The 16150-nt window shown below is 45.8% G+C and carries 7 protein-coding genes and 1 pseudogene; 7 read left to right on the forward strand and 1 reads right to left on the reverse strand.

Going from position 1 to position 16150, the window contains the following annotated elements:
* Nucleotides 1–111: 111 nt before the first annotated feature.
* Nucleotides 112–813 (reverse strand): annotated as a pseudogene (locus tag B2Z67_RS00925) (DUF169 domain-containing protein); the annotation flags it as partial.
* A 463-nt stretch (nt 814–1276) separates the two neighbouring features.
* Between B2Z67_RS00925 and B2Z67_RS00930 the strand changes: the two are divergent.
* The 7 genes from B2Z67_RS00930 to B2Z67_RS00960 all read left to right on the forward strand — a co-directional run bounded on the left by B2Z67_RS00930 (nt 1277) and on the right by B2Z67_RS00960 (nt 15812).
* The gene (locus tag B2Z67_RS00930; protein WP_291527940.1) at nt 1277–2941 is read left to right on the forward strand and encodes a DUF6377 domain-containing protein; all 1665 of its coding nucleotides are present in this window, start codon (nt 1277–1279) and stop codon (nt 2939–2941) included.
* 216 nt (nt 2942–3157) lie between these two features.
* Nucleotides 3158–6157, forward strand: coding sequence for a SusC/RagA family TonB-linked outer membrane protein (locus B2Z67_RS00935; RefSeq protein WP_291527941.1), 3000 nt, complete (start codon nt 3158–3160; stop codon nt 6155–6157).
* 11 nt (nt 6158–6168) lie between these two features.
* On the forward strand, nt 6169–7659 hold the full coding sequence (locus B2Z67_RS00940; protein WP_291527942.1) for a RagB/SusD family nutrient uptake outer membrane protein: 1491 nt from the start codon (nt 6169–6171) through the stop codon (nt 7657–7659).
* 22 nt (nt 7660–7681) lie between these two features.
* On the forward strand, nt 7682–9178 hold the full coding sequence (locus B2Z67_RS00945) for a SusF/SusE family outer membrane protein (protein WP_291527943.1): 1497 nt from the start codon (nt 7682–7684) through the stop codon (nt 9176–9178).
* Between the two features lie 156 nt (nt 9179–9334).
* The gene (locus tag B2Z67_RS00950; protein ID WP_291527944.1) at nt 9335–11125 is read left to right on the forward strand and encodes a glycoside hydrolase family 66 protein; all 1791 of its coding nucleotides are present in this window, start codon (nt 9335–9337) and stop codon (nt 11123–11125) included.
* 12 nt (nt 11126–11137) lie between these two features.
* On the forward strand, nt 11138–13642 hold the full coding sequence (locus tag B2Z67_RS00955) for a glycoside hydrolase family 31 protein (RefSeq protein ID WP_291527945.1): 2505 nt from the start codon (nt 11138–11140) through the stop codon (nt 13640–13642).
* A 16-nt stretch (nt 13643–13658) separates the two neighbouring features.
* The gene (locus B2Z67_RS00960) at nt 13659–15812 is read left to right on the forward strand and encodes a glycoside hydrolase family 97 protein (RefSeq protein WP_291527946.1); all 2154 of its coding nucleotides are present in this window, start codon (nt 13659–13661) and stop codon (nt 15810–15812) included.
* Nucleotides 15813–16150: the final 338 nt, after the last annotated feature.

Below are 16150 nucleotides of genomic sequence, written 5' to 3' on the forward strand. Positions count from 1 at the left end.
ATTGCGCAGCAACCGGATTGAGATTCCGGTTCGCTATATTATCATTCATCGTATAAACTAATTATGAACAGCTACTTAAGAGCATAATTGCCGGCACTGTTTTCGGCTTTATATCCTCTCTTTCATTTTATTCCAAGCATGTGAATCAAACAAGAAGCATTCGCGCATGGTGTGATACATTTCTTTGAACCGGGACATGGGGATAGTGAAGCTCAAGATATCCGGTTCGAAATAAGGACGTACGGATGGGTCGAAGAAGCCCAGAAAGGTGCGTTTGCCGCCTTTCCGGTTTTCGAGGATTGGGAAAGTTACTGCACAACAACAACCGGAAGCAAATGGAGTGGTGACTGCATCAATCGCATTTGTATCGAAGAATGTCCATGTGGTAAGCCCTGATAATATATCGGGCGTAGCAAGGAAAAGTAGTCCTTCTATTCCATCGAAAGAGGGGAGTTTATCAATGCGTGCAAAGTGCAGGTACGTATTTTCCGTACGTGGTACTCCGACTTGTTCGATAAAATCCGTTACCATTGCAGGAGTCTTCTTGTATTTCTCTTTCAGTGATACGAAGTTGGGGACATGTTCAGGCATTTCCGTGAAGCCGGTATAGAATTTACCGCCTCCGCATCCTATAGTGTTGCTGCTCAAACTGATAGTTTTACCATCTCTTACTTGTTGCATTCCCTTGAAAAAGCAACCGTTTATTTTTTCTGTTGATTCTTCTAACTTATCAGAGTACCAGAAAGCAATAGGAAGTTCCGCATGTTCACCGAATGCTTCCCGATAATTAATAATGAATGTGTGTATATCCATGATAACTGAATTCAAGTTCGGAAGTAAAGATAGTGAATGATTGGCAGATTATATATGATTTTACCTTTTTTTAAAATAATCATATAAAAAAGAGAATTATAGAACTGGTTGCCCTCAACATAAAATTGCCAGGTGACATAAATTTATCCGCGTAATGACGAAATTCGTCTCACGAGACAAAAAAATCCATCCCGTGAGATGAAAAAATCCGTCTCGTGAGATGAAAATATTCGTCCCGTGAGATGAAAAAATCCGTCTCACGAGATGAAAATATCCGTCCCGTGAGATAAGAAGATTAGTCTCACGAGATGGTTTTTTGTCTCTGTGTCTGCGAGAAAGAAGCATTGCTTTAGCTTTAAAATATTGTGATTTTCATGTTATCAGAATAGGAATTTATTAGAATTTCCTTATTTTTGCATAGAACTTCTTACGGGAATGATTTCTCTAATTAAATGAAAGACGGATGAAGAAAATAATCATATTCCTATTTCTATATGTAATATGCGGTGTATGTATGTGCCGGCTCCATGCGACCAATAGTGTTGTAGATTCTCTCTTATCACAATTGGATCAAGTTATTCAAAACCGCCCCGTATACATAGAACAAAAAGAAAAGAAACTGAATGACTTGAGGAAAACTCTGAGACAGCGTATTTCTGATGAGAACCGTTTTACTTTATTAGGGGAGTATCTGGACGAATATCGTTCCTATAATACAGACTCTTCACTTTACATCTCCCGCGAGAGATACCAGGTGGCTTTGCGGATGAAGAACAGAGACCATCAGGACAATGCCCTCATGAATACTGCCGAGATTATGGGCATGGCAGGCATGTACAAGGAAGCGGTCGACCTGATGCATAATGTGCATATCAACCAATTGCCCGATGAACTTCATCCATACTATTACCATATCTACCGCACCATCTATGGGCTGATGGCGGATTACGCCGTTACGGAGCGAGAGAAGAAACTTTATGCCGAGATAACAGACCATTATCGCGATTCGTTGCTGTTGATCAATAAAGAAAATCCACTGGTTCATGCACTGATTCAGTCCGACCAGTGCAACGTGCAGGGTGAGTACGACGAAGCCATCCGGCTGCTGACAGACTACCTGGCAGGTCAAATAGATAATGTACACGATGTAGCCATCTGTGCCTACACGTTATCAGAGTCATACCGCCTGAAAGGGGATACCGAAAAAGAAAAAGAGTATCTGATTCTTTCCTCCATAGCAGATATGAAGTCCGCCGTGCGCGAATATATCTCTTTGCGGAAACTGGCCGTGTTGCTCTATCAGGAAGGAGATATAGACCATGCCTATTCTTACCTGAAACTCTGTATGGACGATGCTGTATTCTGCAACGCCCGGTTGCGTATTCTGGAAATCCTGCAAATCTTTCCCCTTATCAACGACGCTTACCAGCAGAAGACCGAAAAGCAACAGGAACAGATGGAGTGGGCATTAGTCTCCATCAGTCTGTTGTCCTTCTTCCTGCTGATAGCCATCTTCTATGTATATAAGCAGATGAAGCGTGTAGCAGCCGCACGCCATGAAGTGGTGGATGCCAATAAGCGCCTGAAAGAATTGAATGAAGAACTGCACCGCTACAATCTGCAACTGAAAGAAGCCAACCACATCATTGCCGAAAACTCCTACCTGAAGGAAGAATACATCGGGCGATACATGGACCAGTGTTCCGTATATCTGGAAAAGATGGATAACTATCGCCGCTCATTGGGCAAGATAGCGGCAAGCGGCAAAGTGGACGAACTCTACAAACACATCAAATCTTCTAAATTCATAGATGAAGAACTGAAAGATTTTTATGCGAATTTTGATAATACTTTCCTGCAACTGTTCCCTACTTTTGTAGAAGACTTCAATGCCTTGCTTGCGGATGGTGAACAGATTTATCCGAAATCCAACGAACGCATGAGTACGGAGTTGCGTATCTTCGCTCTGATTCGTTTGGGCATTACCGACAGTGTGAAGATAGCCCAGTTCCTGCGCTATTCTGTGACCACCATATATAATTACCGCACAAAGGTGCGTAACAAAGCTGCAGGAAACCGCGACTTATTGGAGCAGGAAGTGATGAAAATAGGTAAATCTAAAGACTGACATACTGCTTTTCAGGCTCAATTAGTGTCCTTTTTACGCTTATATTTTCACTACTTTTTTGAGACAATGCTTCTGTGTTATTCTGTTGATTATTAGTTGTTTATAGTTTTAGAACTGCTGTTTCCGCTACTTTTTCACTCTTTTCTGCTGCATCGGTTCTTCCTATCCGATACATTTGCATTGTTCTTTTAATTATTAACTTTAAAATCGTATATTATGCAAAAGTACAAAATGCCGATCAGGCTTCGATTCATGGCTTGTCTGATAGGAATGTTACTTCCGATGTGCATGTTCGCACAGCAAATCACAGTACAAGGTGTAGTAAAAGACCAGACTGGTGAAACCATTATTGGCGCCAGTGTGGTTCAGAAAGGCACGATGAACGGTACGATAACAGGTACTGATGGTGATTTCTCATTGAATCTGCCTTCGGATGCTGTTCTGGTAATTTCGTTTGTGGGTTACAAGACTTTGGAAATTCCTGTAAAAGGACAGAATCAGATCCGGGTGACACTCTCGGAAGACAGCGAGTTGTTGGATGAAGTGGTGGTAATAGGCTATGGAACTATGAAGAAAAGCGACTTGACTGGTGCTGTATCTTCTTTGGGCGGTAAAGATATAGATGGCGCTCCCGTATCCAATCTGGGGCAGGCTATTCAAGGTCGTATCTCCGGTGTACAAATAGTGGATGCCGGAAAGCCCGGTGACAATGTCTCTATCAAAATTCGCGGTTTGGGTTCTATCAATAACTGCGATCCGCTGGTGGTGATAGACGGAGTACCTACCGACTTGGGATTATCTTCTCTGAATATGGCTGACGTGGATCGCCTGGATGTACTGAAAGACGCATCAGCTACAGCTATTTATGGCTCACGAGGAGCCAATGGAGTTGTAATGATTACTACCAAACGTGGAACGGAGGGGAAAGGTAAGTTGTCGGTAGCCACCAATTATGCTTTCCAGGATGCCACTAATGTGCCTTCTTTGCTGAATGCCGCCCAATATGCGGACTTGAGTAACGATATGATGACAAACAGTGGGCGCAACCCTAATCCAAGCTGGGCGAATCCTTCGGAACAAGGTGCAGGTACCAACTGGATGGACGAACTGCTTCGCACGGGTGTTATGCAGAGTTATACGGTAAGTTACTCCGGAGGTAATGAAAAGTCTCATTACTATGTCTCCGGTGGTTTTCTCGACCAATCAGGTATAGTAAGCAGTGTGAATTATCGGCGTTTTACGTTTCAGTCAAACAGCGATGCACAGGTGCTGAAGTGGTTGAAATTCTCTAACAATATTACTTTCAGTGCCGATACGAAAGACTCGGGTGGTTATAATATTGGTGATGCATTGAAAGCTCTTCCCGTTCTTCCGGTGAAGAATGAAGACGGTTCCTGGAGCGGACCGGAAGGTAATTCGGAATGGTACGGCAGCATCCGTAATCCGATAGGTCCTACACAATTGAACAAGAGTCAGACGAAAGGTTATAATTTCCTTGCCAACCTGACATCGGAACTGAGCTTTACCAAATGGTTGAAATTCAAAAGTACGTTCGGCTATGACGCCAAGTTCTGGTTCATTGATAATTTCACCCCGAAGTATAATTGGAAGCCTATTCCGACGGAAGAAACTTCTCGCTATAAAAGTGATAATAAGTCGTTCACCTATCTGTGGGATAACTATTTCCTGTTCGACTACACGTTTGCAGAAAAGCATCGCGTTGGTCTGATGGCAGGTTCTTCTGCGCAGTGGAATGAAAATGATTATCTGAATGCCCAGAAGAATGTATTCATGTTCGACAATGTACACGAGATGGACAATGGAGAAGAAATGTACGCTATTGGCGGTAGTTTCAACGAATGGGCATTGCTTTCGTATATGGCACGTTTCAATTACTCTTATGAAGACCGTTATCTGTTGACGGCAACCGTTCGCCGTGACGGTTCCAGCCGTTTCGGTAATAAGAATCGTTGGGGTACTTTTCCATCGGTTTCTGCGGCATGGCGTATTTCCCAAGAAAAGTGGTTCCCGCAAAATGAGTATGTAAACGACCTGAAACTGCGCATCGGATATGGTGTGACAGGAAGCCAGGCAAGTGTGGGTAATTACGGTTATCTGGCATCTTATAACACCGGCGTATATCCGTTCGGGTCTACAAGCAGTCATCAGACGGCGCTGGTATCTTCCACGCTTGCCAATCCTTACATCCATTGGGAAGAGGTGGCACAGACAAATATCGGCTTTGACGCTTCCCTGTTCAATTCCCGCGTTACTATCTCGTTGGATGCTTATCTGAAAGAAACAAGAGATATGCTGGTGAAAGCATCTATTCCCATCACGTCAGGTTTTGAAGACACTACCACTACGTACACCAATGCCGGCAAAGTCCGCAATCAGGGTTTTGAAATGAGCTTGCATACCATCAATCTGACAGGTGAACTGGGATGGGAGACAAATGTGACTGCCACTTACAATAAGAATAAGATTAAGGACCTGAACAGTGCTGTTCCTTACTATATCAACCAGATCAATAACTCATACGTGACGATGTTGGCAAAAGACTATCCGATTAATGTATTCTATGGCTATGTGACGGATGGGCTGTTTCAGAATCAGGCAGAAGTAACCACACATGCCGTACAGCCGGGAGCAGAGCCGGGAGATATCCGTTTCAGGGATTTGAATAACGACGGTGTTGTTAATGATAGTGACCGCACGGTGATAGGTAATCCTAATCCCAACTGGCTTTTCTCGATGAACAACAGCCTGTCTTACAAAGGTTTTGAGTTGTCTGTCTTCCTGCAAGGGGTGGCAGGTAATAAGATTTATAATGCCAACAACATCGACAACACAGGTATGGCTGCCGCATACAATCAAACGACCGATGTACTGGAACGTTGGAGAGGAGAGGGAACGAGCCATTCCATGCCACGTGCCGTCTTCGGCGACCCAAACCAAAACAACCGTGTATCCGACCGCTTCGTAGAGGACGGTTCTTACCTCCGCTTGAAGAATATCACGCTTTCTTATACCTTCCCCAAACAGTGGTTGCAGAAGATACAGATAGAGAATGCCCGCATTTCAGTCTCTTGCGAGAATGTAGCTACCCTCACCGGATATTCCGGTTTCGACCCCGAAGTGGATATCAACGGAATTGATTTATCCCGCTATCCTATCTCTCGTACATTCAATGTAGGTTTAAACTTTAACTTTTAATTGACTCGGATATGAAAAAGATAACAAACTTAGTATATATGCTGGCTGTATTGATGCTGGTTTCATGTAATGACTTTCTGGATAAGTCTCCCAAATATGCGGTTGACCCTGAAACAACGGTAACCGATGATGTTGCCGTGGCACTGACGAATGCTTGCTATAAAGCACTTCAATCTTCCAATCTTTATAACCAACGTATATGGTCGCTGGACATCGTAGCCGGAAATAGCCAGGTAGGTGCAGGCGGTGGTACGGACGGACTGGAAACCATACAGGCAGCTAATTTTATCACGCAGAGCGATAATGGTATGGCGCTGTATATGTGGCGTTCTCCGTGGGTAGGCATCGGACAATGTAACATTGTGCTGACCAGCCTTCCACAATCCGAAGCCGTGTCTGAAAGCATAAAGAACCGTTGCATGGGCGAGGCTTATTTTCTTCGTGCTCACTACTACTATCTTTTAGTGCGTATGTATGGTGGTGTACCTTTGCGCCTGGAGCCTTATAATCCGGGTGGGTCTACGGCAATAGCCCGTACTACTATAGACCAGACTTACGAACAGATTATTTCCGACTGCAAGAATGCCGTTGAACTGCTTCCTGCAAAAGCTGAGTACAATGAAGAAGAGAAGGGGCGTGCCTGTAAAGATGCTGCTTTGGCCATGCTGGCAGATATATACCTGACATTGGCACCCAACCACACAAACTATTATGCAGATGTGGTGGATTTATGCGATGAAATCACGAATCTGGGATATGATCTCTCTACCTGCAAGTATGAAGACAATTTCGACGCTGCCATCAATAATGGTGCTGAGTCTTTGTTCGAAGTGCAATATTCCGGCAGCACGGAATATGATTTCTGGGGAACGAACAGTCAGGCTTCCTGGCTCTCCACTTTCATGGGGCCGCGTAACTCGGACTTTGTTGCAGGTAGCTACGGCTGGAACCAGCCTACGGAAGAATTTATGGGACAATATGAAGAAGGTGACAATCGGAAAGACCTGACAATTCTTTATGAAGGTGGTCCGGACTTCGATGGAAAGGCCTATAAGAGTTCCTATTCCAACACCGGATATAATGTCCGCAAGTTTCTGGTTACTAAAACCATTTCTCCGGAGTATAATACGAATCCGAATAACTTCGTTGTCTACCGCTATGCGGATGTTCTTCTGAAAAAGGCGGAAGCATTGAACGAAATGGGACAACCGGACCAGGCTGCCGTACCTCTGAATATAGTTCGCGAACGTGCCGGACTGCCGGGAGTTTCAGGTTTGTCGCAAGATGCCATGCGTGAAAAGATTATCCATGAACGCCGCATGGAGCTTGCCTTCGAAGGACATCGTTGGTTCGATATGATTCGCATCAATAATGGCGAGTATGCCCTCAGTTTCCTGCAATCCATCGGTAAGAGTAATGTGAACAGGAATCGTTTGCTATTCCCCATTCCGCAAACAGAAATGGATGCCAATGAGCTGATGATACAGAATACAGGCTATTAATCACTTAAATCAGAAGAAGAATATGAAAAGATATATTTCACATTTAGTATTTGCGTTGCTGGGTTGCATGGCATTGTCTGCATGTGTGGACAATGACTATATGGAACTGGACAAAGGACACAACGAACTGACCCTTTCCATCGGCAACACCGGGATTGTTTTGAACGAACAAGCCCATGCTGACGATGCATTGGAACTTTCCTGGACAACGGGAACCAATTATGGAACAGGAAACAAAATCTCCTACACACTGGAAATAGCCGAAGCTGGAACTAACTTCGCTACTCCATACATTGCTTTGGAAAACGCTGTGCAGGAATACACCTGGAAGAAAAGCGTAGAAGAACTGAACACGATCCTTCGCGAACACTTTGGTGCGGAAGCCTCCGAAAGTATCTCTCTGGAAGCGCGTTTGACAGCTAAGGTGGTGGATAGGGAAGAATTACAAGTAGCCACCACCTCGTTCAGTGTTACTGCTTACGAGCCGCTCACTGCTACGCTATATCTGATAGGTGACGCCACTCCCGGCGGCTGGAGTGCGGATAATGCGGCAGAGATGACACGGAAGAGCAACGGCATATTCACATGGACGGGGAGAATGACGCCCGGTTCATTCAAATTCATCACTACGCTGGGGGCATTCCTGCCATCCTACAATAAAGGCACGGATGGTAAGTTGGTGCTTCGTACCAGCGATAGCCAGCCGGATGAACCCTTCACGATTGAAGAAGAATTCAACTACACGGTTGACGCGAATTTATTTACCGGTGTTGTCACCTTGGCTCAGACAGAGAACCTGACCCCGGCGTATGACCAACTTTATCTTGTAGGTAACGTTACCGATTGGGGCTTCGCACCGATGAAACGGGATGTTCTTGATGCGTTCCTGTTCCGTCATGCCGCATTCTTTGAAGCGGCTAAAGGCGGAGAATTCAAGTTCGGCACTTCGGAAGGAAACTGGGAGAACATGTATAAGGCAAAGAGCGCCAATGCCTCCTACACGGATACGGAGGTAGAATTTGTATCAGGCTTCGACCCCGACAACAAGTGGCTGCTGAAAGATGGCGAATTGGATAAGGCATATAAGATTTGCGTGGATATCCGCACAGGCAGCGAGCGCATGATGATGAGTGAGTTCGTGCCCTATGAGATGATTTATATGATAGGCGACGCCACACCTGCAGGATGGACTATCGGCGATGCCACTCCGATGCAGGCAACGGATAATCCGTATGTATTCACCTGGCAAGGCGTTCTGAATGCAGGCGAACTGAAGTTTACCTGTGACAAGAAGGATGATTGGAACGGCGCCTGGTTCATGCCAACCGAAGCCGACAAGCAGCCTACGGGCGAGGTAGAGCCGATGCTGTTCTTAGACAAGGCCAGCGATGCTTTTAAAGCCCAGTACCTGGATGTAATGGTTGGTGGCGTCGACTTGAAGTGGAGAATTCCGGTAGCAGGTTCTTATATAATTACATTGAACCAGTTGGAAGAAACCATTGAGATAGTAAAACAATAAGGTCGAGAATACAATTGAAGCCTATCAACTACCTGTCAACCCCGTATCAGCTCCGTACCACCTCNNGAGGTGGTACGGAGCTGATACGGAGCTAATATTATTAGATTCGTTCATCGGTAATCTTTTACAGGAAGATAAACCATAAAATTCAATAGGATGAAATATATAGTTTATGCAATTACCACACTGCTTCTTTTTGCTTCGTGCAGCAAAAGCAATGATGAAACCGGCGATAATCCCGGTGGTGGAAGCGAAACCGGCGGGGTATCTGAGGTCACTTCGGTAACCTCCGACTTAACCGTAAACCTCACTACCGACAAGGCTTGTTACAAGCCGGGAGAAACCGTCTCTTTCACAGCCGATGCCCTGCCTGCAGGAGCAAAGATACGCTATCGCACCCTGAATGAAGTAGTTTCCGAACACGCTGCCGCAGGTGCTTCCTGGACATGGATTGCTCCGGCAACAGACTTTACCGGTTATCTGGCAGATGTGTACCGCACGAAGGAGGACGGTACGGAAGTTATCCTCGGTACCATTGCCATAGATGTATCCAGTGATTGGATACGTTTTCCCCGTTACGGTTTTGTCGCCACATTCGATGCTTCTAAAACCGAAAGCAGGATTCAGGAAGAAATGGCTTTCCTGAACCGTTGTCACATCAACGGCGTGCAGTTTCAGGATTGGCACTGGAAGCATCACTGGCCGTTGGGAGGGAGTCGTGAGCATCCGGATGAGGTCTATAAAGACATTGCCAACCGGGATACCTATACACAGTCAGTAAAGGATTATATCCGTATTCAACATACGTACGGAATGAAGGCTATGTTTTATAATCTTTGTTTCGGCGCGCTGGACGACGCAGCCGATGATGGTGTGGAAGAGGAATGGTACATCTTCAAGGGTACGGGGCACACCGATAAGGATGCGCATATTCTGCCCGGCAGTTGGAAAAGCAATATCTATCTTCTTGATCCTTCCAATACAGAATGGCAGGCATACATTGCCCAACGCAATGACGATGTATACGCTAATCTTGCTTTCGACGGCTATCAGATAGACCAGTTGGGCGACCGGGGCGACCGTTACGATTACAAAGGAAACAAAGTGAACCTCCCCAGAGGTTACGCCTCATTTATTGAAGCCATGAAACAAAAGCATCCTGAAAAACGTTTGGTAATGAATGCTGTCAGCAGCTACGGTGCGTCTCAGATAGCCGGGACGGGTAAAGTCGATTTCCTGTATAATGAGGTTTGGGGAGATGAACCGGATTTTACGGATTTACACACCATCCTGAAAGCGAATCATCAATACAGCAACCAAGCGTTGAAGACAGTGTTTGCCGCCTATATGAACTATGAGAAGGGTTCCGGAGACTTCAATATGCCTGGCGTCTTGCTGACGGATGCGGTGATGTTTGCCCTTGGCGGTTCTCATCTGGAACTGGGAGGCGACCATATGTTGTGCAGCGAATACTTCCCGAACACCCGTTTGCGGATGAGTGATGCCTTGAAGACTGCCATCGTGCGCTATTATGACTTTATGACTGCCTATCAGAATCTCCTGCGTGATGGCGGAGAAGAGGAAAAGATAACCCTGACCTGTACTGACGCAAGCAGGAATTTGAGTTTGAATGTCTGGCCGCCGAAGAAATCGTCCGTAACGGCTTTTACCAAAAGGATAAACGGCAGGCAGGTGATTCACTTGCTCAATTTCCTCAATGCAAACAGTTTGAGTTGGAGAGATTTGGATGGCAGTATGCCCGAACCGCGTCTGGTATCTAAAGTACCCTTGAAACTGGAAGTTTCCGGAAAGGTAAGCAAGGTATGGGTCGCTACTCCCGACGCTCATGCCGGAGCATCGCAGGAACTGGCTTTTGAACAGAAAGACGGAGCGATAGCCTTTACGCTTCCTTCGCTGAAGTACTGGACGATGATTGTAATAGAATAAATGGATAGAACGATGAAAAGATATATATACTTGTTATTAACGCTATGTTTTCTGTGCCCGCACTTGTATGGCGGAAACTCTACAGGAAACTGTATTTCCTATTCCCAGGCAGGAAGAAATGTCACCTTCCACCTGAACGACAGCTCAGCAGTACAACTACAACTGTGCAGCCCTTCAGTGGTACGTATCTGGTTCTCGCCGGACGGAAAACTGCAACGGGGAAATCCTTCCTTTGCAGTAGTCAATGAAGAGTTGGAAGACGTAGGCACGGTTCAGGTGGACGAACAGAATGCCTGCTATGAGATATTCACTTCCAAACTTCGCATCCGGGTGAATAAAGCCCCGTTCAGCCTGCAAATCTTCGACAAGTATCAGAAACTTTTGTTCAGCGACTATGCGGATAAAGGGCACGTCAGCGATGGCGAACGTAAAGCAGCGTATAAAACACTGCGCCGGGACGAACATTTCTTCGGCTTGGGCGAAAAGACGGGCAAATTAGACCGCCGCGGCGAGTCTTATAAGATGTGGAATAGCGACAAACCCTGCTATAGTACTGTAGAAGACCCCTTATACAAGAGTATCCCGTTCTTCATGAGCAGCTATCGTTATGGTATCTTTCTGGATAATACGTATAAGACCGAATTCAAATTCGGTACCGAAAGCCGCGATTACTACAGTTTCGAGGCTCCCGGCGGAGAGATGGTCTACTATTTCATTTTCGGCAAGGATTACAAGGAGATAATCAGGCAATATGTAGCATTGACCGGACAGCCTATCATGCCTCCCAGGTGGGCGTTAGGATTTGCGCAATGCCGTGGCTTGCTTACTAACGAAAAACTTTCTTATGAAATTGCCGAAGGGTATCGCAAACGGGGTATTCCCTGCGATATCATTTATCAGGATATCGGCTGGACTCAATATCTGCAAGACTTCAACTGGCGGAAAGAGAACTACCGGAACCCTCAGAAAATGCTTGCCGACCTGAAAGGAATGGGCTTTAAAGTCATTGTTTCGCAAGACCCTGTCATCTCTCAGGCCAATAAGAAACAGTGGGAAGAAGCTGACCGGCTTGGTTATCTGGTGAAAGACTCTACCACAGGCAGAAGCTATGATATGCCTTGGCCCTGGGGAGGCAATTGCGGCGTAGTGGACTTTACCATCCCCGAAGTGGCGGATTGGTGGGGCGCTTACCAGCAGAAACCCATAGACGACGGCATTGCCGGTTTCTGGACTGACATGGGCGAGCCTGCCTGGAGCAACGAAGAACAGACAGAACGTCTCGTAATGAAACACCACCTCGGTATGCACGATGAAATTCATAATGTGTATGGTCTGACTTGGGATAAAGTAGTCAAAGAGCAGTTCGAGAAACGGAATCCCGACCTGCGTGTCTTCCAGATGACGCGTGCCGCCTTTGCCGGATTGCAACGCTATACCTTTGGGTGGACCGGAGATTGCGGCAACGGAGATGACGTATTGCAAGGCTGGGGACAAATGGCGAATCAGATTCCTGTGCTTTTGTCGGCCGGATTAGGGGTTGTTCCCTTTGTGGCTTGTGATATTTCCGGTTATTGCGGGGATATTGAAGATTATCCGGCTATGGCGGAGCTTTATACCCGCTGGTTGCAATTGGGAGCATTCAATCCGTTGAGCCGCATCCATCACGAAGGAAATGTAGCGGTGGAACCGTGGCTTTTCGGAGAGGAAGCGGAGAAGCATGCAAAGGCGGCTATTGAACTGAAATACCGTTTATTGCCCTATATCTATACGTATGCCCGCGAGGCGCACGAGAAAGGTTTGCCGATTATGCGTCCGATGTTTCTGGAGTATCCGGCGGATACGGAGACTTTTTCTACGGATGCGCAGTTCATGTTCGGCAGTGAGTTGCTGGTAGCACCGGTTGTCAGGAAGGGGGCGACTAATAAGAATGTTTATCTGCCCGAAGGCGTCTGGATTGATTATAATGATAAACACACGGAGTATAGTGGCGAACAGTGGACAACGGTAAACGCTCCGTTGAATACGATTCCCATGTTTGTGCGGAAAGGCAGCATCATTCCTCAGATGCCGGTAATGAATTATACGGATGAGAGGAGTGTTTATCCGGTTACATTCGAGGTCTTTCCTGCGGCACCGGGTAGTGCGGCTTCTTTCTGCCTCTATGAAGATGCCGGAACGGACTTGGGCTATTTGCGTGGAGAGTTTCTGCGTACGCCTGTCACTTGCCGGACAACAGAAAAAGGATATACGCTTGCAATCGGAGAAAGGGCGGGAGAGAAGTACACTCTTCCGGGAGAACGCAACTTCATGTTCCGCATGTATACGGAGCAAATGCCGGAGGAGGTACTGATTGACGGAGTGAAAGTTAAAAAGATGAAGGCTGAGAAAGTGAATGATACACTGGAAACAGAATTCAAAACAACTGCTTGGTGTCCGGATAAGAAACAGAATTTCTGTTTGTTGAGGTTACCGGATGACGGAAAGCAGCATGTTATTGAGTTTCTCTTAAAATACTAACAATACAAATAAGATTATGAAAAAGTTAATACTTAGTACAGTTTGCCTTCTTTTCACCTTAGCGGGAAGAGCCGAAGGAATTTCGTCGCCGTCGGGCAACGTGAAGTTGGATTTTGAGTTATCGGATAATGGAGCGCCCACCTACCGGATAGCATACAAAGGGCAACCCGTTATCAATCCCAGCACCTTGGGGCTGGAACTGAAGAATGCCGGTAATCTGCTGGAGGGATTTGAGGTCGTGACAACTTCAACTTCTGCATTCGATGATACCTGGAAACCCGTATGGGGTGAAACGAAAGATATTCGTAACCATTACAACGAACTGTTGGTGGAACTGAAACAGCCTTCTACAGATCGTTATATGAATCTTCGTTTCCGCATATACGACGATGGCGTAGGTTTTCGTTATGAATTCCCACAGCAGAAGAATCTGGTTTATTTCGTGATAAAGGAAGAGCATACCCGGTTTGCCATGACAGGCGATCATACTGCCTGGTGGATTCCCGGTGATTATGATACGCAGGAATATGACTATACAGAGTCGAAACTTACAGAGATTCGCGGTCTGATGCAGGGAGCTATTTCCGACAATGCTTCGCAGACCCAATTCTCGCCGACCGGCGTACAGACTTCTCTGCAAATGAAGACGGCCGGCGGACTGTACATCAACCTGCATGAGGCCGCCTTGATAGACTATTCTTGCATGAGCCTGAACCTGGATGATAAGAACCTGATATTTGAATCCTGGTTGACACCGGATGCGCAGGGCGACAAGGGTTATATGCAGTCTCCCTGTCACACGCCTTGGCGTACGGTGATGGTGAGCGACGATGCCCGTGACATATTGGCTTCCAATCTGATACTGAACCTGAACGAGCCTTGTAAATATGAAGATACTTCCTGGATTAAGCCGGTGAAGTATGTCGGTGTCTGGTGGGAAATGATTGCGGGTGGCAGACCGTGGTCATATACCTTCGACCTCCCTTCCGTAAAGCTGGATGAGACGGATTATACGAAAGTAAAGCCGAATGGCATTCATCCTGCCAATACGGAGAATGTGAAGAAGTATATTGATTTTGCTGCGGAACACGGGTTCGAACAAGTATTGGTAGAAGGCTGGAACACGGGTTGGGAAGACTGGTTTGGCATGAGTAAGGATTATGTATTTGACTTCGTTACTCCTTATCCTGACTTTGATATCAGGTTTCTGAATGAATATGCCCACTCCAAAGGCGTTCGTCTGATGATGCATCATGAAACGTCGGCATCGGTTCGTAACTATGAACGCCATATAAAGGCGGCCTATGAATTGATGAATCAATACGGCTATACCTCTGTTAAGAGCGGTTATGTAGGCAATATCATTCCGCGTGGCGAGCATCATTACGGGCAATGGATGAACAACCATTATCTTTATGCCGTGACCGAAGCCGCCAAACATAAGATTATGGTCAATGCTCATGAAGCCGTACGCCCCACGGGCTTGTGTCGTACTTACCCGAATCTGATAGGTAATGAATCGGCTCGTGGTACGGAATACGAAGCTTTTGTCGGAAGCAAGCCTTTCCATACAACGATACTTCCTTTCACGCGTCTGCAAGGAGGACCGATGGACTATACGCCCGGTATTTTTGAGATGGATATCCATAAGCTGAACCCCAATAGCCACTCTCATGTCAATTCCACGTTGGTGCGCCAGTTGGCATTGTATGTAACGATGTACAGTCCTCTGCAAATGGCAGCCGATCTGCCTGAAAACTATGAGCGCTTCCCGGATGCTTTCCGGTTTATCAAAGACGTAGCTTTGGATTGGGACGATAGCCGCTATTTGGAAGCTGAGCCGGGATGCTATATCACCGCAGCCCGTAAAGCAAAAGGAACCAATGATTGGTTTATCGGTTGTACCGCTAATGAACAAGGGCATACGTCTGTCCTGAAACTTGATTTTCTGGATACTGATAAACAGTATATAGCTACCGTTTATGCGGATGCAAAGGATGCTGATTATAAAACAAATCCACAGGCTTATGTAATCAGCACAGGTATTGTTTCTTCCAAAACGGTATTGAAACTGAAAGCGGCTCCCGGCGGCGGCTATGCTATCAGTATTATGGAAGTGAAAGATAAGTCGGCAGTAAAGGGAGTGAAGACACTAAAGGTTTCTCAATAATATCAGGAATAGGTATAAGAGGCTGTGTCAAAAGTTTAAGCCTACGTAATAACGAAATTCGTCTCACGAGACAAAAATACCCGTCTCGTGAGACAAAAAAAATCATCTCACGAGATGGAAATATTTATGTCATGAGATGAATATTTCCATCCTGCGAGATTAAAATACTGAACTTTAAGGTCAAATAGAAATAGCCTGTAGAGGTCTTTTTAGAACTGATTTAAGTACGATTTGAATTTACTACGTAGTAGTGTCTGAACTACTTAGTAGTAGTTACCCAACTACTACTAAGTAATTGACTAACTACTACTGGGTAGTTGACTAACTACTACTAAGTA

The organism is Bacteroides sp. UBA939 (assembly GCF_002293435.1).
In the GTDB taxonomy this organism is placed as follows: domain Bacteria; phylum Bacteroidota; class Bacteroidia; order Bacteroidales; family Bacteroidaceae; genus Bacteroides.

Excerpts from the sequence above, each read along its gene's own strand:
- B2Z67_RS00960 (WP_291527946.1), top strand. The coding sequence starts at position 13,659 with ATGAAAAAGTTAATACTTAGTACAGTTTGCCTTCTTTTCACCTTAGCG.
- B2Z67_RS00955 (WP_291527945.1), top strand. The coding sequence starts at position 11,138 with ATGAAAAGATATATATACTTGTTATTAACGCTATGTTTTCTGTGCCCG.
- B2Z67_RS00930 (WP_291527940.1), top strand. The coding sequence starts at position 1,277 with ATGAAGAAAATAATCATATTCCTATTTCTATATGTAATATGCGGTGTA.
- B2Z67_RS00950 (WP_291527944.1), top strand. The coding sequence starts at position 9,335 with ATGAAATATATAGTTTATGCAATTACCACACTGCTTCTTTTTGCTTCG.
- B2Z67_RS00940 (WP_291527942.1), top strand. The coding sequence starts at position 6,169 with ATGAAAAAGATAACAAACTTAGTATATATGCTGGCTGTATTGATGCTG.
- B2Z67_RS00935 (WP_291527941.1), top strand. The coding sequence starts at position 3,158 with ATGCAAAAGTACAAAATGCCGATCAGGCTTCGATTCATGGCTTGTCTG.
- B2Z67_RS00945 (WP_291527943.1), top strand. The coding sequence starts at position 7,682 with ATGAAAAGATATATTTCACATTTAGTATTTGCGTTGCTGGGTTGCATG.